Origin of the sequence: Pseudomonas sp. Irchel s3f10 (genome assembly GCF_900187515.1) — a bacterium.
Lineage (GTDB): Bacteria > Pseudomonadota > Gammaproteobacteria > Pseudomonadales > Pseudomonadaceae > Aquipseudomonas > Aquipseudomonas tensinigenes.
The window spans coordinates 1-21,511 of sequence record NZ_FYDZ01000006.1 but is presented as its reverse complement, the minus strand read 5'-3'; the positions used below and the strand labels follow the sequence as shown (position 1 = coordinate 21,511).

Genomic DNA, 21,511 nt, shown 5'->3' with positions numbered 1-21,511 from the left:
GAATCAATGGCGATGTTCGCGGGTAACCCCGGCATCGTATTGCGCGACGATCTGTTTCCAGCCAGAGCCGGACAGGGCGGCTTCGGTCAGTTCGGTCGGCGCTTGCAGATTGGCATCGCGGTTGAGCCAGATGTCCGGCGCAGCCTTGTCATCGCTGCTCAGCAACATCACGAATGAACCGGCGACGGTCGGGTTCTGGCTGTGGCCGAAATAAGCGCTGTTCGCCAGCAACTGCCAGGCATGACCGCCACGGCTGACCGAACTCGCATCCTGGGCAAACGGCGCAAAGCCTTCGTCGGCCAGATTCTGCGGTGTCGGCAGGGCTTGCTGTTCTTCGCGCAGCAAGCGGATTTCATCGAGGGTCACCCGCAGGTCGGCGTAGATGCCTTGTTCCGAGGCACTGAGGTCGCGGCGCGCGTCGAGTTGATTGGACGCAACCGGCTCAGGCTCATGGGAAACCCCGCGCCACGCGACCACAGAACCTGCGACCGCAAGGATCAACAGGCACAACAGCAGCACATTGAGGGTTTCATGGCCGGCACCGGCCGGACGCACGATTTGTGTGGTTGGCGTGCTCATGGGGCTTCGATATCCGCTTGGTCGATTTCCACCACGTGGCCTGGACCGGCGTCGAACAGCACGTAAAACTCGGCGCCAGGCTTCTTGAACGTCAGCGTGGAATCGGCGCCGAGCTTGCCCGGCACCAGAATGGTTTCGTCATAACCGATCACATCGAGGGTCACGCCCGGCGCGCCGCTGCCGTCTGAAAAACCACCGGTGCATTTGATCTGCTCGGCGTCGATGGCTTTGCATTCGCACATCGGGTTGTGGGCCAGCGCACTGGCACTGAAGCCGGCGCCGAGCACCAGCAGCACGGCGCTCAGCCGCAGGCGGAAAGGGCGGGTCATGGTTTGGCTCCTTGTTGGTTCAACCAGGCAATGGTGGCGGGGGAGGCCTGACTCAGAGGGATCGAAGCCTGATGCATGCTGCCGTCCCAGCCTTCCATGGTGATCCACAGTTCGGCGTCGGTTTTGGTTTTTTCCGGCACTGGCAATTGCGCACCCATGCGGTAGGGCGTACCGAAGAAAATCACCCCGGCGGCGCGCAGGCTGCGGGGCTTGCCGATACGCAGGTAGGTGGCTTTGACCTGGTCGATGCAGGCATCGCAGAGGGCGGCGTTGAAACCTTTCATATGGCCGGCCGGGCCTTCGAGGCGCGGCGCTTCGTTGCGCAACTCGGCCAGGCGCAGGCTCCAGGGACCGACGGTGACTTCGCCGACTTCTCGTTCACCGAGGCCGATGTCACCCCGAAACAGCGCGGCATCGGCGAAGTACTTGGGCATGAAACCCAGCGGGATCAGGAGCAACAGCACGTTGATGTGAAAGCGCCATTTGTGCCAGAACAGGCTCAGGCGCGACGGTTGCGGCGCAGCATTGGACTTGCTCACAGGTTGACCTCCGATGCTTCACGGTTCATGGCCGGTTGCGCCTGAACGCGGGACTTCTTCGACTCACGCTTGAGTGCATTGGCGGTGGCCAGCGCGGTGCGTTTAGTCCAGATCAACAAGCCGCTGAGCACCATCATGCTCAGTAACAAACCGAAGAAGAACCAGATCAGCTTGATCCACAGCCCGCCAAAATCACCGGTATGCAGGGGGCGCATGGATTCGGTGACGAACTCCAGCGAAGTGCGATCGGACAACAGGCGCGAAGCCGCCACGTCTCCGTTGAACGGGTTGAGCGTCGCGGTCTGGAACATCAGCGGATACCAACCACGGCCGCCGAGGCTCATATGGCTGTAGGCATTGCCCGGCAAGCTGACGGAGCTGACTTCCAGGCCGGGGATTTTCTCCTGGGCGACTTCGATCGCCCGATCCAGACTGATGCGCGGCGGTGGCGTGCCATCGGCCGAGATCGGCACGGCCTCACGGGCCATCGCCGGAATGACCGGCTCGCTGGAGATGGAGATGTGGTTATCGAACAGCATCGCCTCGATCAGGAACCAGGTACCGGTGACCGAAATCACCGCAATAAACCAGATCGACCAGATACCGCTCAGACGGTGGAAGTCGCCCCAGAAAATCCGCGCACCGTGGCGAAAACGCAGGGTCGGGCTGAAGAAACCCTTCCAGAAGCGTTTATAGACCACCAGCCCGGTGATCAGCGAGGCCAGCAACGGCAGACCGAGGAACGACACCAGGTACCAGCCCCAGCTGTAACCATTGGTGAACGGCACCAGCCACCAGCCGTGCAGGGCGCGGGTGAAGGCCTTGAAGTTGAAATCCGGTGCGCCGCCCTGAATCACGCCGGTGTACGGGTTGACGTAAACGGTCTGCGCGCGCCCGTCGGGGTAGCTGACGGCGACATCCAGGGCGAAATGCGATTCGTCGGGGCGACTGATACTTTGGACGACGGTTTGCGGTTCGGCTTTCTTGATGGCGGCGAGAATCTGGTCATAGCTGAGCAACGGTGCATCGTCCGCAGGCTGGCTGGCGCGCATCTGCGGGTTGGCCAGCCAGACGATTTCCTGGCTGACCACGGCCAGGGTGCCGGTGACACAGACGATCAGCACAAAGAACCAGATCGGTAACGCCAGCCAGCTATGAACGAGGAACCACAGTTTGGAGCGGGATTTCTTCGACATGATTGCGCGTCTTGATAGCGGTGAAAGGGCGCGTGGCTACGGGCTTCGCAGCACGGGGACCCCGATAGACCGGACGTGGCTTTTGCCTACGCGAACGGCCTGCATCTATATAGGACGGATGAGCGCGGAAAATCCCGAAAGGTGATATGAAAGCAAATGTTTCCCAGTTCCCCGGGTGTGAGAGATTCCACTGTAGGAGCTGCGGCACGCTGCGATCTTTTGATCTTGATCTTTAAAAACAAGATCAAAAGATCGCAGCCTCGTTGCACTCGACAGCTCCTACAGGATTTTGCGGTCCGGCCGATCAAACACGATTCATGTATGACGCCATCACTCTCTGCCAATTGATGGCCGACCCGCGCTGCCTATCATGGGAATCACCCGATTCCCTGAGTGAGCGCCCTGATGACTCCCAGAACCCTCTACGACAAACACATCGATTCGCACACGGTGTGCCGCCTCGACGATCAGGGCCATGTCCTGTTGTATATCGATCGACAGGTGATCAACGAATACACCAGCCCGCAGGCGTTCAGCGGTTTGCGTGCCGCCGGGCGCGACGTCTGGCGGCCGGGCACGGCGCTGGCGGTGGTCGACCACGTCAACCCGACCACGCCTGTGCGCGTCGCGGCAATGCCTGACGCGGGCGGCGCCCGGCAAGTGTCGTATCTGGCGGAGAACTGCCGCGACTTCGGCATCGAGTTGCTGGACATCCTCGACAAACGTCAGGGCATCGAACATGTGATCGCCCCGGAACAAGGGTTCATTTTGCCGGGGATGGTCATCGCCGCTGGCGACAGCCACACCACCACCTATGGCGCGCTCGGCGCCTTCGGTTTCGGCATCGGCACATCCGAGATCGAACACCTGCTGGCCTCGCAGACCCTGGTCTACAAACGTCTGAAAAGCCTGCGTGTGACCGTCGACGGCCAGTTGGCACCGAGACTGACCTCCAAAGACGTGATCATGGCCCTGATCGGCCGCATTGGTGCGTCCGGGGCCAGCGGTTACGCAATCGAGTTCTGCGGCTCGACCATCGATGCCTTGAGCGTTGAAGCGCGCATGACCATTTGCAACATGGCTGTCGAGGCCGGCGCGCGCGGCGCATTCATGGCGCCGGATGACAAGGTCTTCGCTTATCTCAAGGGCAAGCCGCGCGCGCCGCAAGGTGAGCTGTGGCAACGGGGCGTGAAGAAGTGGCGCGAACTGCGCAGTGATCCCGGAGCGCGGTTTGACCGCGAGATACACCTCGATGCCAGTCTGCTGGAACCGATGGTCACTTGGGGCACGAGCCCCGATCAGGCTGCCGCGATCGGTGCGCGGGTGCCGGATCCGCAAGCGATCAGCGATCCGATCCTGCGTCAGGACATGCGCCGCGCCCTCAACTATATGGGCCTGGAAGCGGGCATGGCGCTCAGCGATATCGTCATCAGCCATGCCTTTATCGGATCGTGCACCAATGCGCGAATCGAAGACCTGCGCGATGCCGCCAGCGTCGTAAACGGTCAGCACGTTGCCGGGCATGTACGGGCGATGATCGTCCCCGGCTCCAGCGAAGTCCGCGCGCAGGCCGAGGCCGAAGGTCTGGCGCAGATCTTTATCGACGCCGGGTTCGAATGGCGGCAGTCCGGCTGCTCGATGTGCCTGGCGATGAACGACGACGTCCTCGCCCCCGGCGACCGCTGCGCATCCAGCACCAACCGCAACTTCGAAGGCCGTCAGGGCGCCGGCGCCCGCACTCATCTGATGAGCCCGGCAATGGTCGCCGCGGCGGCAATCAGCGGTCGACTCACCGATATCCGCCACTTTGGAGAACGCCCATGAGCCTGCAACCCTTCACGCAAGTCAGCGGTCAGGCCGCACCGTTATTGGCGGCCAATGTCGACACGGACGTGATCATGCCCAAGCAGTTTCTCAAAGGCATCGACCGGCAAGGGCTGGATCGCGGGGTGTTTTTCGATCTGCGGTTTCTGCGCGATGGCAGCCCTGACCCCGACTTCGTATTGAACAAACCGGCGTGGCAGGGCGCAAGTTTTCTGCTGGTCGGGCCGAATTTCGGCTGCGGATCGAGCCGCGAACATGCGGTCTGGGGCTTGCAGCAGATGGGCATCCGCGCGTTGATCGGCAGCAGTTTCGCCGGGATCTTCTACGACAATTGCCAGCGTAACGGGGTGTTGTTGATCACTCTGGAAGAGGCGCAGGTGCAACGCATCGGACAGCTTGTCGGTCAGGCTGAAACGGCGCGGGTCAATATTGATCTGGAGACTCAGCGGATTAGTCTGGCGGATGGCACGGTGATCGAATTCCAGATTGATACCCTGCGCAAAACTGCACTGCTGCTCGGCCTGGATGCCATCGGCAGCACCCTGCAACGCCGCGAACAGATCAAGGCCTTCGAACGCCAACACCTGGCCAACAACCCTTGGCTTTGCTGACACACCACTGATCCCCTGTAGGAGTGAGCCTGCTCGCGATAGCGGCGGATCAGTCAGAATTGTTGTGTCTGACACACCGCTATCGCGAGCAGGCTCACTCCTACAGGGTTTTGTGTTGTTTCGGGTTACAGCGACAGGCTTTTGAAATGCTCCTGCAAAAACTCCACACACGCGCGCAATTTCCCGGAATGCGCCAGCCGTGTCGGGTACACCGCCCAGACATTGGCACTCTGGCTGTAATCTTCCAGCACCTGCACCAAGCGTCCTTGCTCCAATAGCGGCTTCACATCCCACAACGACCGCAACAAAACCCCACGCCCATCCAGCGCCCATTGCAAAACAATCTCGCCGTTGTTGGACGACAACGGCCCGCTGACGCGCACGCTGTCTTGCCCGCCATCGCGATCCAGATTCCAGATACCAAAGGCGTTGTCGCGTTCCTTGATCACCAGGCAATCGTGTTGTTGAAGTTCGTCGAGCGTTTGCGGCGTACCGCGGCGTTGTAGATAACCGGGGGCGGCACACAGCACGCGCCGATTGCTGACCAGACGCCGACCGATGTGCTGGCCGGGCAGGTCATCGCCGACGCGGATCTCCAGATCGAAGCCTTCATTGATGATGTCCACCACCCGGTCAAACAGGTCGAGGCGAATCTCCAGTTCTGGATAACGTTCGGCCAGCAACGACACCGCCGGGGCCACATGATTGCGACCGAAACCGAAACTGCTGCAAATGTGCAAACGCCCACGCGGGCTGTCGTGGGCGTCGGACAATTCGTCGTGCAGTTGCTGGAAATCATCGAGAATGCGCAACGCCCAGCGTTGCACGCGCTCGCCGTCCTCGGTCAGCGAGACGCGCCGGCTGGTGCGGTGCAGCAGGCGAGTGCCGAGGGTGGTTTCAAGAATCTGGATGCGTTTGCTGACATAGGCCGGTGACAGGCCAAGTTCATCCGCGGCGGCGGCAAAGCCGTTTTTGCGGATCACGGTGAGCAGCACACGCAGGTCTTCGGGCAGGGGCACGGTGTCTTTCTTCTGGGACATGTCAAAACGAACACTGGCGACAGAAGCCGCCAGCATAGCACCGAGATCCGGCGGCTCGGCTCAGCGCAAAAAGGCCAGGGCTTCGGCGAGCAACGGTTCGGGGATTTCTTCGGCAATGTAATGGCCGGCGGGCAAGGCCTGGCCGCTGACGTTGCTCGCCACTTGCTGCCATTCCTTGAGCGGATCGAAGCAGCGCCCGACCGTGCCTTCGGCGCCCCACAACACGCGCAGTGGCAGATTCAGATGATTACCGGCAGCGATGTCGGCGCGGTCGTGCTCAAGATCGATGCCGGCGCTGGCGCGATAGTCTTCGCAGATACCGCGAGCGCTGCCGGGTTGTTGCAGGCAGCGCAGGTATTCGCCGAAGGCTGCATCGGTAAACGGCTTGAGCCCGGCGCTGCGGCTGCCCATCACGCTGCGCAAATACGCGTCGGGATCGGCTTCGAGCAAGGTTTCCGGCAGTGGCGCCGGGCGGATCAGGAAGAACCAGTGCCAGTAGGCGCGGGCAAAGGCTTCGTTGGTTTGCGCATACATCGACAGGGTCGGCGCGATGTCGAGCAGCATCATGCGCTGCACGGAAGCGGGGTGATCGAGCGCCAGGCGATGGGCGACCCGCGCGCCACGGTCGTGAGCGAGGATCGAAAACTGCTCGAAGCCCAGCGACTGCATCAACTCGACATTGTCACGGGCCATTTCGCGTTTCGAGTAATTGATGTGCAACTCATCGGCCGCCGGGCGACTGCTGTCACCGTAACCGCGCAGGTCAGCGGCGACCACGGTGAAGTGTTCGGCCAGTTGTTCGGCAATCTTGTGCCAGATCACGTGGGTCTGCGGGTGCCCGTGCAACAGCAGCAGGCCGGGGCCGCTGCCGCCGAGGCGGTAGGCGATATCCACACCGTTGACGTGGCGCTGGTCTTTGCGGAATCCGGCAAACATCGGGCTGATCCTTGTTCAGGGGGCTGGTTGGCTGCATCCTGAAATCGTTCGGCGTTTGCGGCAAGGGGCAAAGCGTGGGGGGCGGGTTCATGAAGTGTGTTGATGAGGTTCTGCGTTGTCTGTAGCGGCCCCTTCGCGAGCAGGCTCGCTCCCACAGGAATTTTCGGTGTGACCACAATCTATGCCACCCAACGAAACCCTGTGGGAGCGAGCTTGCTCGCGAAGAGGCCAGTCCAGACACTCAAAATCTCAACCCTGCTGAAACATCTCCATCGCCCGCTGCTTGATCTGCTCTTCAGTCAGATCCTCCTTGCGCGAGGCCAGAAACCACAGATGCCCATACGGATCCTTCAACGTCCCGCTGCGATCACCGTAAAACTGATCCTTGACCTCGGACACCGTCGTCGCCCCGGCATCCAGTGCTCGCTGAAACGACTTGTCGACATCGGTCACATACAAATGCAAACCAACCGACACGGCTTGATCCGGATTACTCAACGGCCCCTGATCACACGGCGAGCCGAGCATGATCGCGCTGTCACCAATGCGCAGTTCGGCGTGGCCGATGCCGCCGTCGGGCATGTCCAGGCGCATGACTTCGGTGGCGCCGAAGGCTTTTTTATAGAAATCGATGGCCTCGGCGGCTTTGTGGATGCCGAGATACGGGGTAATGCTGTGATACCCCTCGGGAATGGGTTTTACGCTCATGACGTTCTCCCTGAATTGTTGTTCTATGAGATGTGGCTCCACCGGATTTGTGGAAGATTCACTATAGAACTGTCCTCGCCATGCAGATTTTTGCCCGACGAGCGTCAGTCTTCGGGAAAGTGCGGCCCCGGTCCCTGTTCACCCAGCACATCGCCCTGATTGCGCAGCGGGCAGGCCTCCATCGACAAACACCCGCAACCGATGCAGCCATTGAGACGATCGCGCAGTAGCGTCAGTTGCTCGATCCGTTCATCCAGCTCGCGGCGCCATTGCTGCGAGAGGATTTTCCAGTCGGCCGCGCTGGGCGCACGATCCTGCGGGAGGATTTTCAGTGCCTCGCCAATCTCCGCCAGCGCAATCCCCAGCCGCTGCGCGACTTTGATCAACGCCACCCGACGCAGCACTTCACGCGGATAACGGCGCTGGTTACCGGCGTTGCGCTGGCTCTTGATCAAACCTTTGGATTCATAAAAGTGCAGGGCGGTGACTGCGACGCCACTGCGCGCTGCGACTTCGCCAACCGTTAACTGTTTGTGCACGTTTTCTTTGCTGATCATTTGAAGACAGCTCTTGACCTTGACTTAACTGGAGGTTTTACCCTGCAGGTCTTCGAGTCGCAAGGCTCGTCTTACGCTGAGTGGGGGCTTTCCATGAACAACCGCAGTTTTACCCAATTGATCGAATTTGAAATCGAACCACGCCAACAACCCGCCCTAGTGACCGCGTTATCGATGCAGACCGAGCGCCTGGCCGTGCGTTATGCCGGTTTTGTCAGCGCCAGTGTGCAAGCCAGCGATGACGGCCGGCGGGTGCTGAGTTTTCTGCAATGGCAGTCCCGCGAGGCGGGGGAGGCGGCATTTCGCAGCTTCGAGAGCGGCGAGCAGGATTTCTGGCAACTGATTCACACCCATCAGGCGAAAACCGTCACCTTCAATTCATTTCAGGTGCTGAGCAGCATCGCCCGCAGTCACGACGATGCGCTGCACTGCCACCTGGTGGGCTAGATCGACAACTGGATCAAGCGCTCGCCCTGCAGGTTTTCCGTGAGGCGCCGCTTGTTCACTGCCAGTTCGCCGATCTTGATCAGTCGCGTGCGGGTGACGTTGCGGCTCAGACCGAGCAACGCGGCGGTGTGCACCTGGTTGTAATGGCAGAAGCGATACGCCGCGCGGAGCAAGGCGTCTTCGACTTTTTCGTGTAACGCGCCGGCCTGTTGCGCGAAGAGTTTTTGAAAGGCCTGTTCCAGCAACGCCTCCGGTGAATCATCGGCACTGCTGTGATGATCGTCCGGGCGATCGATGCGCAGGTTCGACAGGCGCAAATCATCGCGTTCGATCACACCGTTGCGGCAGATCAGCAGGGTGTGGTGGATAACGTTTTCCAGCTCACGAATATTGCCCGGCCAACTGTAAGCGCGCAGCTTTTGCTCGGCGCCGGGGCTGATACTCACGCGTCCATAACCGAGGCGCTGACTGTAGGCTTCGATGAAATGGCGAGTGAGCGGCAGAATATCGCCGGGACGCTCGCGCAACGGACTCAATTCCAGATTGACCACATTGAGGCGGTAATACAGATCCTCGCGGAAATGGCCGGCATTGATGGCTTTTTCCAGCTGCACGTTGGTCGCCGCCAGCACCCGCACATCGATAGGAATGCTTTTGCGCGAGCCGAGCCGCACCACTTCGCGCTCCTGCAAAACACGCAACAACTTGACCTGAATCGCCATCGGCAGATCGCCGATCTCATCGAGAAACAACGTGCCGCCATCCGCTTCCTCGAACCATCCGGCCTTGGCGCTCAGTGCGCCGGTGAACGCACCTTTTTCATGTCCGAACAATTCCGCTTCCACCAGCGATTCGGAAAACGCCCCGCAATTGACCGCGATAAACGGCCGATGACGGCGATTGCTGAGGTTATGAATATGCCGCGCCACCAGCTCTTTGCCGGTGCCGGTCTCGCCGATGATCAGCACACTGGCTTCACTCGGCGCGACCTGTTGCAAATGCGCGAGCAGGGCCTGGGATTTAGGATCCTCGAAGACCTGCGCAGTGGCGCGGATCGACGTGGCGAGCGCGGGGGAGGGCGGTAGGGTCAGCAGTTGCATGGGCTCGTCCTTCTTTTTAGTTCAAATGCAGGCAGGTCAGGAATAGAAGGTTGGCACCGGCAGCGACTGATTCAGCGCCCAGTCGCCCAGCTCATGGAGTTTGTAATCCAGCGGGTCGTGCAGGGTTTGCGTGCGCAGATTGCGCCAGTGGCGGTCGAGACGAAGGGAGGCGTGGGTCGAACGCGCGCCGGTCACTTCGAACAAGCGGCTGCAAATCTCCAGGCCCTGACGGCTGGCGGCGACTTTGGCGGTGGCAATCGCTGTGGCGACATGACCGCGCTCTTCGGCGCTGAGGTTTGCACCTTTGGCCCAGGCTTCATCGAGCAACGTCGCTGCACGCTCGACCAATAGACGAATGCCTTCCAGCGCTACCCAGAACTCGCCGTAATGCGCGAGCACGTAGGGATCTTCACGCACATCGCGCGCCGTGGATTTGTGCCAGAGCCGGGTTTCGCTGAGGGTGTATTGCCGCGCCTCTTCGAAAGCGCCTTCGGCAATCCCGAGAAACATATGCGTGAAGGTCAGTTGCGCGATTAGCGGTCGCAAGCAGGCGAACGGCGTGCTCAGCGGGCCGGGATCGAGCAGCAATTCCGACTCTTCGACGCGTACCCGTTCAAACGTGGCGCTGCCGCTGTCGGTCTGACGCTGGCCGATGTTGTTCCAGTCGTTGTGCAGGGTGATGCCACTGCGCCCGGTGGGAATCGCCGCGATCAGCAACTTGCCGCCAGCGCTTTCATCGACCGCCGAGGCAATCAGCATCTGTGAATCGCTGGCGCCGGAACAGAAGCTTTTCTTCCCGGAAAATTCGCGCCAGCCACCGAGATTCTTGACCACGGTGCGGGTGTCCAGCGGGTTCAATGCGTTGCCCCAGAACCAGTTCTGCCGCGCGGTCTGTTCGAACCACGGCTGCCATTGTTCCGGTCGCGAGAACAGGCGCACGGTGGCGAGCATCAAATGATGAAAACCGAAAACGTGGGCGATCGAACTGTCGACCTTGGCGAACTCGCGGACCACTTGCAGGGTTTCACTCCAGCTGGCGCCGAGGCCGCCGTAGCGGGTGGGAATGCTCAGGGCCAACAAGCCACTGTCGCGCAGGGCATCGCGCTCGACCTTCGGCGTGCCACCACGTTCGTCACGTTCGACGGCAGTCAGGGCAAACTCGGCGGCCAGTTGGCGGGCGGTCTGCAGCGGGGATAACAAAGTACTTTGTGGTTTGGCGGTCACACCAACACTCCTGAATTCAATCAGCCGGGGTTCGGTTTACGCCGAGGCTTTCGTGGGCAGTACATCATTGGCAATCATTTCGCCAAACGGCCCGGTCAGATTGGTCACACCACGCCCGGCCAGACTGGCGTAAGGCTCGGGCAATAGGGGGAACACCAGCTCGGCAAAGCGGTATGCCTCTTCCAGATGCGGATAACCGGAGAAGATGAAGCTCTCGATGCCCAGATCCGCGTACTCCTTGATCCGCGCCGCCACTTGCTGCGGATCGCCAACCAGCGCTGTACCGGCACCGCCGCGTACCAGACCGACACCGGCCCACAGGTTCGGGGCGATTTCGAGGTTATCGCGACGGCCATCGTGCAACGCCGCCATGCGCCGTTGACCTTCGGAGTCGAAGCGCGAGAAGGATTTCTGCGCCGCTTCAATGGTTTCGTCGCTGATGTGTTCGATCAGTTTGTCCGCGGCTTTCCAGGCCTCCTCGGCGGTCTCGCGCACGATCACATGCAGGCGGATGCCGAACTTCACCTTGCGCCCATGCCGCGCCGCGCGTTCGCGCACATCGGCGAGTTTTTCCGCGACAGCGGCCGGTGGTTCGCCCCAGGTCAGATAGACATCGACTTGCTCGGCGGCCAGATCATGCGCGGCATCGGAGGAACCGCCGAAGTACAGCGGCGGATAGGGTTTCTGCACCGGCGGATACAGTGCTTTGGCGTTCTGCACCTTCAGGTGTTTGCCGTCGAAATCCACCGCCTCGCCTTGCAGCACACGCCGCCAGATTTTCAGAAACTCATCGGTGACTTCATAACGCTCGGCGTGACTGAGGAAGCTGCCGTCGCCACGGTTCTCGTCCGGATCGCCGCCGGTCACGACGTTGATCAACAAGCGCCCGTTGGACAGCCGGTCAAGGGTTGCAGCCATGCGCGCCGAAACCGTCGGGGAAATGATCCCCGGACGAATCGCCACCAGATACCGCAGGCGTTCGGTCAGCGGCACCAATGCCGAAGCGATTACCCACGAGTCTTCGCAGGAACGCCCGGTGGGAATCAGCACGCCGTGGTAACCAAGGCTGTCAGCGGCTTGCGCCACCTGTTTCAGATAATTGAGCGTGACCGGGCGCGCACCTTGGGTGGTGCCCAGATAGTGGCCGTCACCGTGGGTCGGCAGGAACCAGAAAACATCCATGAACGGCTCCTCAGGCGATTTTCAGCAAGGGTTTGATTTGGGTGGCGAACAGCGGCGCGGCGCGTTCGGCGGCCAGGCGGATGCGCGCTTTCAACAGTTCGCTGGTGATCTGGTAATCGGCGAAGTCGGCTTCGGTGGCGTACACGCCGATCGGCAACGTCATGGCCTGGAAGAAACTCAACAGCGGGCGCAACTGGTGATCGAGCACCAACGCATGACGTTCGCTACCGCCGGTTGCGGCGAGCAGCACCGGCGTGTCGATCAGTGCATTGAGGTCGATCAGGTCGAACAAATGCTTGAGCAGACCCGGGTAGGAACCGCGATAAACCGGCGCGGCAACGACCAGTAGATCGGCCTGTTCAATGGCCTGCAACTCGGCTTCAACCTCGGCACTGAGTTCCTGACGCGATAGCGCAGCGCCGAGCGGGCGAGCGATATCACCGAGTTCGATCAAATGGCTTTCGATGGTCAGGTGCCCGGCCAGTTCGGCGAGCAAGGCTTGGGTCAGCACCAGAGTACGGGACGGACGCCAGGTGCCGCCGGAGAGGGCGACGACTTTCAGGGGACGCGACATGATCAGTTCCTTTTTCAACAGTTGCTCAGCGAGCAGTGAATGAGTCACTGGGTCTGAGCAAACGCTGTACCAATTCCTGGAAGCCCCGGTTTACAAGGCGTTGAGCGTTAGCGTGGCGGTCGCCCCTGTGAGTAGCGAGGCGCTTTGTTGAATCGGTGTTGGCTGAGCAACAGTTGCTGGAGCAACAGTGCTCAGCGCATGGATGGATTTATAAAGGCTGTTTGTTATTCCGTAAAAGAACCTTAATTGATATTTATAGATCGTTAGGAGATATACGGCGGTTTGTGTCGAATTCCTGATAGCCACTATTGAAAGCGTTGATTTCTGCGTGAGCGTGCCCGGGCGTAGCCTTTGTCCATCGACTCCCCATTGTTCGCCAGGACGCTCCCATGAATCGTTTACTGACTGTTTCCCTGTTGCTCGCTGTCTCCGTACTCGCCGGTTGTGCCGGACACGTTTCGCCGGAACTGCGCCCTTACACCGATGAAGAATCCCGCGAATTGGCGATGGAAGCACTGAACCGCAGCGGCTTGTCCTTCGACGAGTACCACGCGAAAAAAGCGCGATTGCTCGGTCAGACCCAGTTCGACAAAAAAGCTGAAATGAGTGCCGAACGTGCCGTACAGCTGCATGGTCGTCCTAGCTGAAAACAAACTGTACTGGTAGAAGTTTTCCCCAACTGTCCGTGGGCTTGCCGGGCGGCGTGGGATAGGGTCAACACCTGAATGACCCTGATGGATTGCCTGCCATGACCCTCTCGCTTGACCTGCTGTTGGGCTTTGCCCTGTTTGCCCTTGTCACCTCGATTACGCCGGGGCCGAACAACACCATGTTGCTGGCATCGGGGGTGAATTTCGGTTTCAACCGCACCATCCCGCATATGCTCGGGATTACCTGTGGCTTCTTCGTTCTTGTTGTCGCGGTGGGCTTCGGCCTCGGCGCGGTGTTTCAGAACTATCCGATTCTCTATACGGTTCTGCGCTATGTCGGCGCGGCGTATCTGCTGTATCTGGCGTGGAAAATCGCCCACTCGGGGCCGGTCGGCGATAGCGCCGAAGGCGAAGCGAAGCCGATCAGCTACCTTGGCGCGGCCGCGTTTCAGTGGGTCAATCCCAAAGCCTGGATCATGGCCATCGGTGCTATCAGCACCTACACGCCGATGCAGGGCTATTTCACCAATGTCGTGGTGATTGCTGCGGTGTTTGCCATCATCAACCTGCCGAGTGTCGGCGTCTGGGCGGCCTGCGGTACGTTGTTGCGCAATGTGCTGAAGGATCCGCGTTGGTTGCGCGTGTTCAACTGGGGTATGGCGGCGCTGTTGGTGATTTCGCTGTACCCGTTACTTCTCGAAAGCTTTAGCTGACGCATCGCTTCAACCGCAGGCCGGATGCCTGTTAAGCTCGACTTCAGGAGCGTTCCTACGCACTTTGAATGAAGTTGTTCTTCTTTAACGGCATCCGATCAGGTATTGATGACGCTCTCGAACCGACGCGCAGCTCACAAGGCTGCGCCGTACCGTTTGCAGACACGAGCCTCCTGATCCCGGAACACGCTCTGCGAGTCTTTTATGAACACACGTCCGTTGTATTTCGATTACGCCGCCACCACCCCGGTCGACGAGCGGGTCATCCAGGTGATGATCGAGTGTCTGGGGTTTCACGGTAACTTTGGCAACCCGGCTTCCAGCTCCCACGCGTTTGGCCAGCAGGCCCGGCACACGGTCGAGCAGGCCCGCCGGCAAGTCGCCGATCTGGTCGGCGCCAATGCCGAACAGATTGTCTGGACCTCCGGTGCCACCGAGTCCAATAACCTCGCCCTCAAAGGCGTGGCGCAGGCGCGCGGGGTGTCCGGCGGCCACATCATTACCAGTCAGATCGAACACAAAGCCATCCTTGATACCGCCCGCCAGTTGCAGGACGCCGGCATCGCCGTGACTTATCTGGTGCCGGACGCCGATGGCCTGATCACACCGCAAGCGGTCAGTGAGGCCATGCGTGAGGACACCTTTTTGGTGTCGCTGATGCTGGTCAACAACGAGTTGGGCACGGTCAACGATGTTCAAGCGATTGGCGCCGTGGTGCGCAGTCGCGAGGCATTGTTCCACGTCGATGCGGCGCAGGGTGCCGGCAAAGTGGCCATCGATCTGAGGCAATGGCCGGTGGATCTGATGTCGTTTTCCGCGCACAAACTCTACGGTCCCAAAGGCATCGGCGCGTTGTATGTCGGCCCGCGCGCGCAACAGCGTTTGCAGGCGCAGATTCACGGCGGCGGTCACGAAGGTGGCTTGCGCTCCGGGACGTTGGCGACGCACCAGATTGCCGGGATGGGCGCAGCGTTTGCCTTGGCCGCCGAGGCATTCGAGGCCGAGAAAAAAACCATCGTCGCATTGCGCGAGCGGTTGCTCGAACATCTGCTGAGTTTGCCAGGCGTGCGTCTGAATGGTTGTGCCACTCAGCGCATTCCGCACACCTTGAGCCTGACCTTCAGCGAAGGCGAATTCAACAGCGCGGCGTTGAGTCATTCGATCGCGTTTTCCGCGACCTCGGCCTGCAATTCGGCGAGTAACGCGCCGTCCCACGTGTTGTTGGCGTTGGGGCATGACGCGCATCTGGCCGGTCGCACCATTCGCTTGAGCCTCGGCCGTTTCACCACCGCCGAAGATGTCGACAAGGCCGTTCAACTGATCAAGACCGCCTGCGCCAGTGCTCCGGCATTCTGGGCGACAGGGCTTTAAACCAGCCGACTCACGGCTACGAACAATAACGATGAAGTGATTAGCAGGAGACATGATGAGTACCCAGACCTCGACCGAAGGATCGGTGCCCCAGCGCCTGTCGCACACCCGTGAACTGATGCGCCGCGAAGGCATTCATGCGTTGTTGGTGCCATCCGCCGACCCACACTTGTCGGAATACCTGCCGGGTTACTGGCAGGGCCGGCAGTGGTTGTCGGGCTTCCATGGTTCGGTTGGCACTTTGATTGTCACCGCTGATTTCGCCGGTGTCTGGGCCGATAGTCGTTACTGGGAACAGGCGACCAAGGAGCTCAAGGGCAGCGGCATCGAGCTGGTCAAGTTGCAACCGGGTCAACCGAGCCCGCTGGACTGGCTCGCCGAGCAGACACCGGAAGGTGGTGTGGTCGCGGTTGACGGTGCGGTGATGGCGGTGGCGTCGGCGCGTACCCTGAGCAGCAAACTGGAAGCGCGCGGTGCACGTCTGCGCACTGACATCGATTTGCTGCAGGAAGTCTGGAGCGATCGCCCGAGCCTGCCGAATGCACCGATTTATCAGCATCTGCCACCGCAAGCGACGGTCAGCCGTGGCGAGAAACTCGCCAAACTGCGCGAAACCTTGCAAGCGCGCGGGGCGGACTGGCATTTCATCGCCACTCTCGACGACATTGCCTGGCTGTTCAACCTGCGCGGTGGCGATGTGTCGTTCAACCCGGTGTTTGTTTCATTTGCCTTGATCGGTCAGCAGCAGGCCACGTTGTTCGTAGCGCTGAGCAAGGTCGACGCAGATTTGCGCGCGGTACTGGAGACGGATGGTGTCACGCTGCGTGATTACACAGAAGTCGCTGATGCCCTGCGTGACGTGCCGAGTGGCGCGAGCCTGTTGGTTGATCCGGCGCGAGTGACCAGTGGTTTGCTGGATAACCTCGACAGCGGCGTGAAGCTGGTCGAAGGCTTGAACCCGACCACGTTGGCCAAGTCGCAGAAAAGTGAAGCCGATGCTCAGCACATCCGCCAAGCGATGGAGCAGGACGGTGCGGCGCTGTGCGAATTCTTCGCCTGGCTGGAATCGGCCTGGGGCCGCGAACGCATTACCGAACTGACCATCGACGAAAAGCTTACCGCTGCCCGCGAACGTCGTCCGGATTATGTATCGCTGAGTTTCAACACCATCGCCGCGTTCAACGCCAACGGCGCCATGCCGCATTACCACGCTACCGAAGAAGAGCACGCGGTGATCGAGGGCGACGGCTTGTTGCTGATCGACTCGGGCGGTCAATATCTGGGCGGCACCACGGATATCACGCGGATGGTGCCGGTCGGTACGCCGAGCGAAGAGCAGAAGCGCGATTGCACGCGCGTGTTGAAGGGCGTGATTGCCCTGTCGCGAGCACAGTTCCCGAAAGGCATTCTCTCGCCGCTGCTCGATGCCATTGCCCGTGCGCCGATCTGGGCAGAAAGTGTGGATTATGGTCACGGCACGGGGCACGGCGTTGGCTACTTCCTCAACGTCCATGAAGGTCCACAGGTAATTGCGTATCAGGCCGCGCCTGCACCGCAGACGGCCATGCAGCCGGGAATGATCACTTCGATCGAGCCGGGCACTTACCGTCCGGGTCGTTGGGGCGTGCGTATCGAAAACCTGGCGATGAACCGCGAGGCGGGCAGCAGCGAATTCGGTGAGTTCCTCAAGTTCGAAACCTTGACGCTGTGCCCGATCGACACGCGTTGCCTGCTGCCGGCGCTGCTGACGGAGGAAGAGAAGCAGTGGTTCAACGACTATCACGCGCAAGTGCGTGAGCGCCTGAGCCCGTTACTTGATGGTGCCGCGCTGGAATGGCTGAACAGCCGCACTGCCGCCATCTGATCAGGTGGAATTCAGGCGCTGTTACCAGCGCCTGAATGATCGCCTAGCCTTGGCGCAAGGCTTCTTCAACGAAATCGAGCCGGTCCTGGCCAAAGAACAGCTGCTTGCCGATAAACATGCTGGGCGCACCGAACACACCACGTTTAACCGCAGTTTCGGTGTTGTCCTTGAGTATGGCTTTGACGGACTCGTCGTTAGTCAGTGCCAGCACTTCAAGCGGATCGAAACCGTGTTCGCTCAGCACGGCGGCGACAGTCGCGGGCTCGTCAAGACTGCGTCCTTCAACCCATAGCGCCGAGAACAGACAATCGATAAACGCCTCAAAGCGTTCTGGCTGCCGCAACTGGATTCCAGTGACGGCACGCATCAACATCAGTGTGTTGATCGGGAAGTGCGGATTGAATGTCAGCGGCACCCTGTAGCGTTTCGCGTAGCGGTCCAGATCCTCAAACATATACCGACCCTTCGCCGGAATCATCGCCGGCGATGCGTTGCCGGTTGCCTTGAAGACGCCACCGAGCAGCATCGGGATGTAGATCAGCTCACTGTTGGTTTCGGCGCAAATCTTCGGTAACTGGGTGTAGGCAAGATAGGTGGCAGGGCTGCCGAGGTCGAAATAGAACTCCACGGTTTTGGTCATTTTCGCGTCTCTGTCGTTATTGTTATGGCGGGGGTCTTACCAGCGTTCGTTCCAGGGGCGCAGATCCAGCTCGAACGTCCAGGCATCCCGTGGCTGACTGTGCAGATACCAGTAGTTCTCGGCGATGTGCTCGGGGTCAAGGATGCCATCCTGATCTTTGGTGGCGTACTTCTCGGGGAAACTGTTGCGAATGAAATCGGTGTCGATCGCACCATCGACCACCACATGGGCGACGTGGATGTTCATCGGCCCCAGTTCCCGCGCCATGCTTTGCGCCAGTGCGCGGATGCCGTGCTTGGCGCCGGCGAATGCGGCGAATCCGGAAGCGCCGCGCAGTCCGGCGGTGGCACCGGTGAAGAGAATCGTGCCGCGCTGGCGAGAGACCATGCGTTTGGCCACTTCACGAGCATTGAGGAAGCCTGAGAAGCAGGCCATCTCCCAGATCTTGAAATACTTGCGCGCGGTTTCTTCAAGAATGCTGCATGGCACGTTGGCGCCGATATTGAAGACAAAGGCTTCGATCGGCCCGAGACGGGTTTCGATGTCTTCGATCAGGGCGATGACGTCTTCTTCCTTGCGTGCATCACAAGCAAAGCCATGGGCTTCGCCGCCTTCAGCCTTGATCGCGTCCACTAGCGGTTGCAGTTTGTCGGCGCTGCGTCGGGTGACGCAGGCGATGAATCCCTCTTTGGCAAAACGCTTGGCAATCGCTCCGCCCGTGGCATCGCCGGCGCCGACAACCAATACGACCTTCTTGTTATTCATGGGTGAATCCCTTTATTAAACGATCGTTAAGTGAACGAACGTTATGCTAGGATTCAGGCAACGTCAAGGCAGTCGATTCGAGGGCAAACACATGCGTTACTCCGCCAGTCACAAGCTGGAAACCCGGGAAAAACTCTTGCAGAGCAGCGCGCTGTCAGCAAAGCGCTCGGGTTTTTCCACGGTGGGCGTCGATGGTTTGATGAAGGCTATCGGATTGAGTGGTGCGGCGTTCTACAGTCACTTTTCGTCAAAGGATGCGTTGTTCACCGCCATCGTCGAGCGCGAGTTGGGGCAAAGCCTTGAGCGACTGGGAGGCGAGGGCACGCAGGATCGTGAGCGACTGGCGCGCTGTCTCAAACACTATCTGAGCATGGCCCACGTAGAACAGCCTGAGGCCGGTTGCGCGTTGCCGGCGCTGGGGGCAGAAATTGCCCGATCGGATGTGCAGGTGCGCGAACAGGCCGAGCTGTGGATTTGTCGGCTTCAGGCGCGTTGGGCGCAGATACTGGAAAGCGATACCCTGGCGTGGTCGGTATTGTCGCAATGCGTCGGCGCATTGGTGGTAGCGCGCATGTTGGCTACGCCGGACGTTCAGCAAGCTGTGCTGAAGTCCAGCCATGAAGAGATCGGCCGGCAGATTGCCGGGCAGCGCTGATCTATTTGCAGATAACGATCATGCTGCGACTGGTGTAGCCCGCAGGATTGAGACCGAACGGGTAGTCGCCGGGTTCTTCCACGGCGTCACCGGATTTGGCGATGACCTTGTAGCCTTTCGGCAAGCAGGCACTGGCGGCACTGGCGTAGCACTTGTCCCAGGAGGACGATAGCCCGGAGCAGTTGATGTGCAGCCCTTTTTTCCCGCGTTTTACCTGAGTTTCCGAAGTCGCCGCACAACCCGCAACAGCCAGTATGGCGATCAGTATCAAAATTCGTTTCATTACCGTCCTTATAGCGGCCACGAGTCTGACGCTCGGGTTTGCCTGTGTTCGCTTGCGCTTTAAGCGTTTTGAAATCCCTGTCCGAAAAAATCCATGTCTGGCATTGGGTTACGGGTCTAAACATGGCCTAAATGCGCGCCAATTGCCAGACCTTCGTAAAAACCTCGTTCAATCAGCGGCGATGGCGGGTTTCGCAGCGCTACCCATGGTCATGGTGGCGCCGACGGATGCCAGAATAATGCACAGTATTGCCATCCATTGTGACAGCGTGAGGAATTCATGCAGAAACAGAAGGCCCGATAACGCTCCGAAGGCCGGTTCGATACTCATCAATGTGCCGAACGTGCGTGCAGGCAGGCGGGTGAGGGCGACCATCTCCAGTGTGTAGGGCAGGGCGGTGGACAGGATGGCAACACCGATGGCAATCGGGATCAGGGAGGGAGTCAACAGGGCGGCACCTGCATGCACGATGCCGATAGGGGCGACGAACAGTGCTGCGATCATTACTCCTAATGCTGCGGTCGTTACACCATTATCGGCACCAGCCTTCTGGCCGAACAGAATGTATAGCGCCCAGCAGACACCTGCTCCCAGTGCATACCCGGCGCCTACCAGATCAATTCCAGCGTTGGCTGCGCCTGTTGGAATCAGCAACATCAAGCCGGCGGCGGCCAAGGCGATCCAGAGAAAGTCGATGGCGCGGCGGGACGCATAGATGGCTACGGCCAGTGGCCCGGTAAATTCGAGGGCGACGGCAATTCCCAACGGCACCGTGCGCAATGACATATAGAAGAGGAAGTTCATACCGCCCAATGCCATGCCATAGACAATGACCGTGCGCAATGATTTGGCGGTTAACCTGGCGCGCCATGGACGCAGTATCAACAGCATGATCACGCTGGCGAAGATCAGGCGCAGCGTGGTGGTTCCCTGAGCGCCAATGATGGGGAACATGCTTTTGGCCAGAGAGGCGCCGGACTGGATCGACGCCATGGCTATTAATAGCAGGCCAACCGGGAACAGCATTGAGGCAAGAGATCGTGGCTGGTCATTCATTGCGTGGCATCGTCCAAGGTGAGAGCAAGGCATTATTATTGGTGTTGGGCAATATACTGCGCACTCGATCGAGTTACGTCTATATAGAAGAGGCCTTTTTCAACTGATCGATAGAAAAGCTAAATTAAGGGTTGACGGCAGATTTCAGATGTCTATAATTCGCCCCACTTCCGGCGCAGTCGAAACGGAAAACTCCTTGAGATTCAATGAGTTATGTAGGTTTCGGCAGCAGGTTGCTTCAGGTCATCGAAGCCAAAAGGAAGTTGAAAAAGAGGTGTTGACAGCAGCGTGTAATGCTGTAGAATTCGCCTCCCGCTGACGAGAGATCGGAAGCGCAAGTGGTTGAAGTTGTTGAAGAATTCTTCGAAAACTTCTGAAAATAACCGCTTGACAGCAAATGAGGCTGCTGTAGAGTGCGCGCCTCGGTTGAGATGAAAGATCTTAACCAACCGCTCTTTAACAACTGAATCAAGCAATTCGTGTGGGTGCTTGTGGAGTCAGACTGATAGTCAACAAGATTATCAGCATCACAAGTTACTCAGCGAGAAATCAAAGATGTAACCAACGATTGCTGAGCCAAGTTTAGGGTTTCTTAAAAACCCAAAGATGTTTGAACTGAAGAGTTTGATCATGGCTCAGATTGAACGCTGGCGGCAGGCCTAACACAT

General features: G+C 59.5%; 24 protein-coding genes. 8 read left to right on the top strand and 16 right to left on the bottom strand.

Translation table 11 applies throughout. The features are described from left to right. Window positions 1–3 precede the first annotated feature (3 nt). From CKW17_RS14865 to CKW17_RS14850, 4 genes are read right to left on the bottom strand one after another with little or no spacing between them, the layout of a single operon-like run. Window positions 4–579 (bottom strand): DUF6162 family protein, encoded by a 576-nt coding sequence (locus CKW17_RS14865; RefSeq protein ID WP_095120428.1) that lies wholly within the window; start codon window positions 577–579, stop codon window positions 4–6. Continuing rightward, entirely contained in the window at window positions 576–908 is a 333-nt protein-coding gene (locus CKW17_RS14860) for a hypothetical protein (RefSeq protein ID WP_095120427.1), read from the bottom strand. The genes CKW17_RS14865 and CKW17_RS14860 overlap by 4 nt, the downstream gene beginning before the upstream one ends. Continuing rightward, window positions 905–1,447 carry a thiamine pyrophosphate-binding protein gene (locus tag CKW17_RS14855; protein WP_095120426.1) on the bottom strand — a complete coding sequence of 181 codons (543 nt, stop codon included), beginning with the start codon at window positions 1,445–1,447 and terminating at the stop codon, window positions 905–907. The genes CKW17_RS14860 and CKW17_RS14855 overlap by 4 nt, the downstream gene beginning before the upstream one ends. Further along, window positions 1,444–2,643, bottom strand: coding sequence for a PepSY domain-containing protein (locus CKW17_RS14850; RefSeq protein WP_095120425.1), 1,200 nt, complete (start codon window positions 2,641–2,643; stop codon window positions 1,444–1,446). Before CKW17_RS14850 ends, CKW17_RS14855 begins: the two co-directional genes overlap by 4 nt. A 405-nt stretch (window positions 2,644–3,048) precedes the next feature. On the opposite strand from CKW17_RS14850, the gene leuC reads away from it, so the two are divergent. After that, entirely contained in the window at window positions 3,049–4,467 is a 1,419-nt protein-coding gene (gene leuC / locus CKW17_RS14845; RefSeq protein ID WP_095120424.1) for a 3-isopropylmalate dehydratase large subunit, read from the top strand. Continuing rightward, on the top strand, window positions 4,464–5,078 hold the full coding sequence (gene leuD / locus CKW17_RS14840) for a 3-isopropylmalate dehydratase small subunit (RefSeq protein WP_095120423.1): 615 nt from the start codon (window positions 4,464–4,466) through the stop codon (window positions 5,076–5,078). Before leuC ends, leuD begins: the two co-directional genes overlap by 4 nt. Before the next feature lie 125 nt (window positions 5,079–5,203). On the opposite strand, the gene CKW17_RS14835 is transcribed toward leuD, so the two are convergent. From CKW17_RS14835 to soxR, 4 genes are all read right to left on the bottom strand, one after another. Continuing rightward, the gene (locus CKW17_RS14835) at window positions 5,204–6,154 is read right to left on the bottom strand and encodes a LysR substrate-binding domain-containing protein (RefSeq protein ID WP_095120422.1); all 951 of its coding nucleotides are present in this window, start codon (window positions 6,152–6,154) and stop codon (window positions 5,204–5,206) included. A gap of 24 nt (window positions 6,155–6,178) precedes the next feature. Further along, window positions 6,179–7,054, bottom strand: coding sequence for an alpha/beta fold hydrolase (locus tag CKW17_RS14830; RefSeq protein WP_095120421.1), 876 nt, complete (start codon window positions 7,052–7,054; stop codon window positions 6,179–6,181). A 249-nt stretch (window positions 7,055–7,303) separates the two neighbouring features. Further along, complete coding sequence (locus CKW17_RS14825) at window positions 7,304–7,762, bottom strand: VOC family protein (RefSeq protein ID WP_095120420.1); 459 nt, start codon at window positions 7,760–7,762, stop codon at window positions 7,304–7,306. 104 nt (window positions 7,763–7,866) lie between these two features. After that, window positions 7,867–8,319, bottom strand: a complete 453-nt coding sequence (soxR, locus tag CKW17_RS14820) for a redox-sensitive transcriptional activator SoxR (RefSeq protein ID WP_095120419.1) — start codon at window positions 8,317–8,319, stop codon at window positions 7,867–7,869. A gap of 93 nt (window positions 8,320–8,412) precedes the next feature. Here soxR and CKW17_RS14815 point away from each other — a divergent pair, with 93 nt between their 5' ends. Further along, a complete protein-coding gene (locus CKW17_RS14815; RefSeq protein ID WP_095120418.1) occupies window positions 8,413–8,766 on the top strand; it encodes an antibiotic biosynthesis monooxygenase in 354 nt (117 codons plus the stop codon). Here CKW17_RS14815 and CKW17_RS14810 read toward each other — a convergent pair. From CKW17_RS14810 to msuE, 4 genes are read right to left on the bottom strand one after another with little or no spacing between them, the layout of a single operon-like run. Next, window positions 8,763–9,866 (bottom strand): sigma-54-dependent Fis family transcriptional regulator, encoded by a 1,104-nt coding sequence (locus tag CKW17_RS14810; RefSeq protein ID WP_095120417.1) that lies wholly within the window; start codon window positions 9,864–9,866, stop codon window positions 8,763–8,765. The two genes, CKW17_RS14815 and CKW17_RS14810, sit on opposite strands and share 4 nt — an antisense overlap. A 36-nt stretch (window positions 9,867–9,902) precedes the next feature. Then, a complete protein-coding gene (locus tag CKW17_RS14805) occupies window positions 9,903–11,090 on the bottom strand; it encodes an acyl-CoA dehydrogenase family protein (protein ID WP_095120416.1) in 1,188 nt (395 codons plus the stop codon). 36 nt (window positions 11,091–11,126) lie between these two features. Beyond that, window positions 11,127–12,272 (bottom strand): FMNH2-dependent alkanesulfonate monooxygenase, encoded by a 1,146-nt coding sequence (gene ssuD / locus CKW17_RS14800; protein ID WP_007949711.1) that lies wholly within the window; start codon window positions 12,270–12,272, stop codon window positions 11,127–11,129. Window positions 12,273–12,282: 10 nt separating this feature from the next. Then, window positions 12,283–12,846, bottom strand: a complete 564-nt coding sequence (gene msuE / locus CKW17_RS14795) for an FMN reductase (protein WP_095120616.1) — start codon at window positions 12,844–12,846, stop codon at window positions 12,283–12,285. Between the two features lie 389 nt (window positions 12,847–13,235). Here msuE and CKW17_RS14790 point away from each other — a divergent pair, with 389 nt between their 5' ends. From CKW17_RS14790 to CKW17_RS14775, 4 genes are all read left to right on the top strand, one after another. Further along, window positions 13,236–13,493 (top strand): hypothetical protein, encoded by a 258-nt coding sequence (locus CKW17_RS14790; protein ID WP_095120415.1) that lies wholly within the window; start codon window positions 13,236–13,238, stop codon window positions 13,491–13,493. A gap of 101 nt (window positions 13,494–13,594) precedes the next feature. Continuing rightward, on the top strand, window positions 13,595–14,209 hold the full coding sequence (locus CKW17_RS14785) for a LysE family translocator (protein WP_095113070.1): 615 nt from the start codon (window positions 13,595–13,597) through the stop codon (window positions 14,207–14,209). A gap of 204 nt (window positions 14,210–14,413) precedes the next feature. Beyond that, complete coding sequence (locus CKW17_RS14780; RefSeq protein ID WP_095120414.1) at window positions 14,414–15,580, top strand: aminotransferase class V-fold PLP-dependent enzyme; 1,167 nt, start codon at window positions 14,414–14,416, stop codon at window positions 15,578–15,580. A 55-nt stretch (window positions 15,581–15,635) separates the two neighbouring features. Beyond that, a complete protein-coding gene (locus tag CKW17_RS14775; protein ID WP_095120413.1) occupies window positions 15,636–17,444 on the top strand; it encodes an aminopeptidase P family protein in 1,809 nt (602 codons plus the stop codon). Between the two features lie 43 nt (window positions 17,445–17,487). On the opposite strand, the gene CKW17_RS14770 is transcribed toward CKW17_RS14775, so the two are convergent. Then, window positions 17,488–18,084, bottom strand: coding sequence for a 2-hydroxychromene-2-carboxylate isomerase (locus CKW17_RS14770; protein WP_095120412.1), 597 nt, complete (start codon window positions 18,082–18,084; stop codon window positions 17,488–17,490). 36 nt (window positions 18,085–18,120) lie between these two features. After that, a complete protein-coding gene (locus CKW17_RS14765) occupies window positions 18,121–18,849 on the bottom strand; it encodes an SDR family oxidoreductase (RefSeq protein WP_095120411.1) in 729 nt (242 codons plus the stop codon). A gap of 91 nt (window positions 18,850–18,940) precedes the next feature. Between CKW17_RS14765 and CKW17_RS14760 the strand changes: the two genes are divergently transcribed. Beyond that, the gene (locus CKW17_RS14760) at window positions 18,941–19,504 is read left to right on the top strand and encodes a TetR/AcrR family transcriptional regulator (protein WP_095120410.1); all 564 of its coding nucleotides are present in this window, start codon (window positions 18,941–18,943) and stop codon (window positions 19,502–19,504) included. A 1-nt stretch (window position 19,505) separates the two neighbouring features. On the opposite strand, the gene CKW17_RS14755 is transcribed toward CKW17_RS14760, so the two are convergent. Continuing rightward, window positions 19,506–19,787, bottom strand: a complete 282-nt coding sequence (locus CKW17_RS14755) for a hypothetical protein (RefSeq protein WP_095120409.1) — start codon at window positions 19,785–19,787, stop codon at window positions 19,506–19,508. Between the two features lie 168 nt (window positions 19,788–19,955). Further along, window positions 19,956–20,843: a threonine/homoserine exporter RhtA gene (gene rhtA / locus CKW17_RS14750; protein WP_095120408.1), complete on the bottom strand. Its 888-nt coding sequence runs from the start codon at window positions 20,841–20,843 to the stop codon at window positions 19,956–19,958. Between the last annotated feature and the right edge of the window lie 668 nt (window positions 20,844–21,511).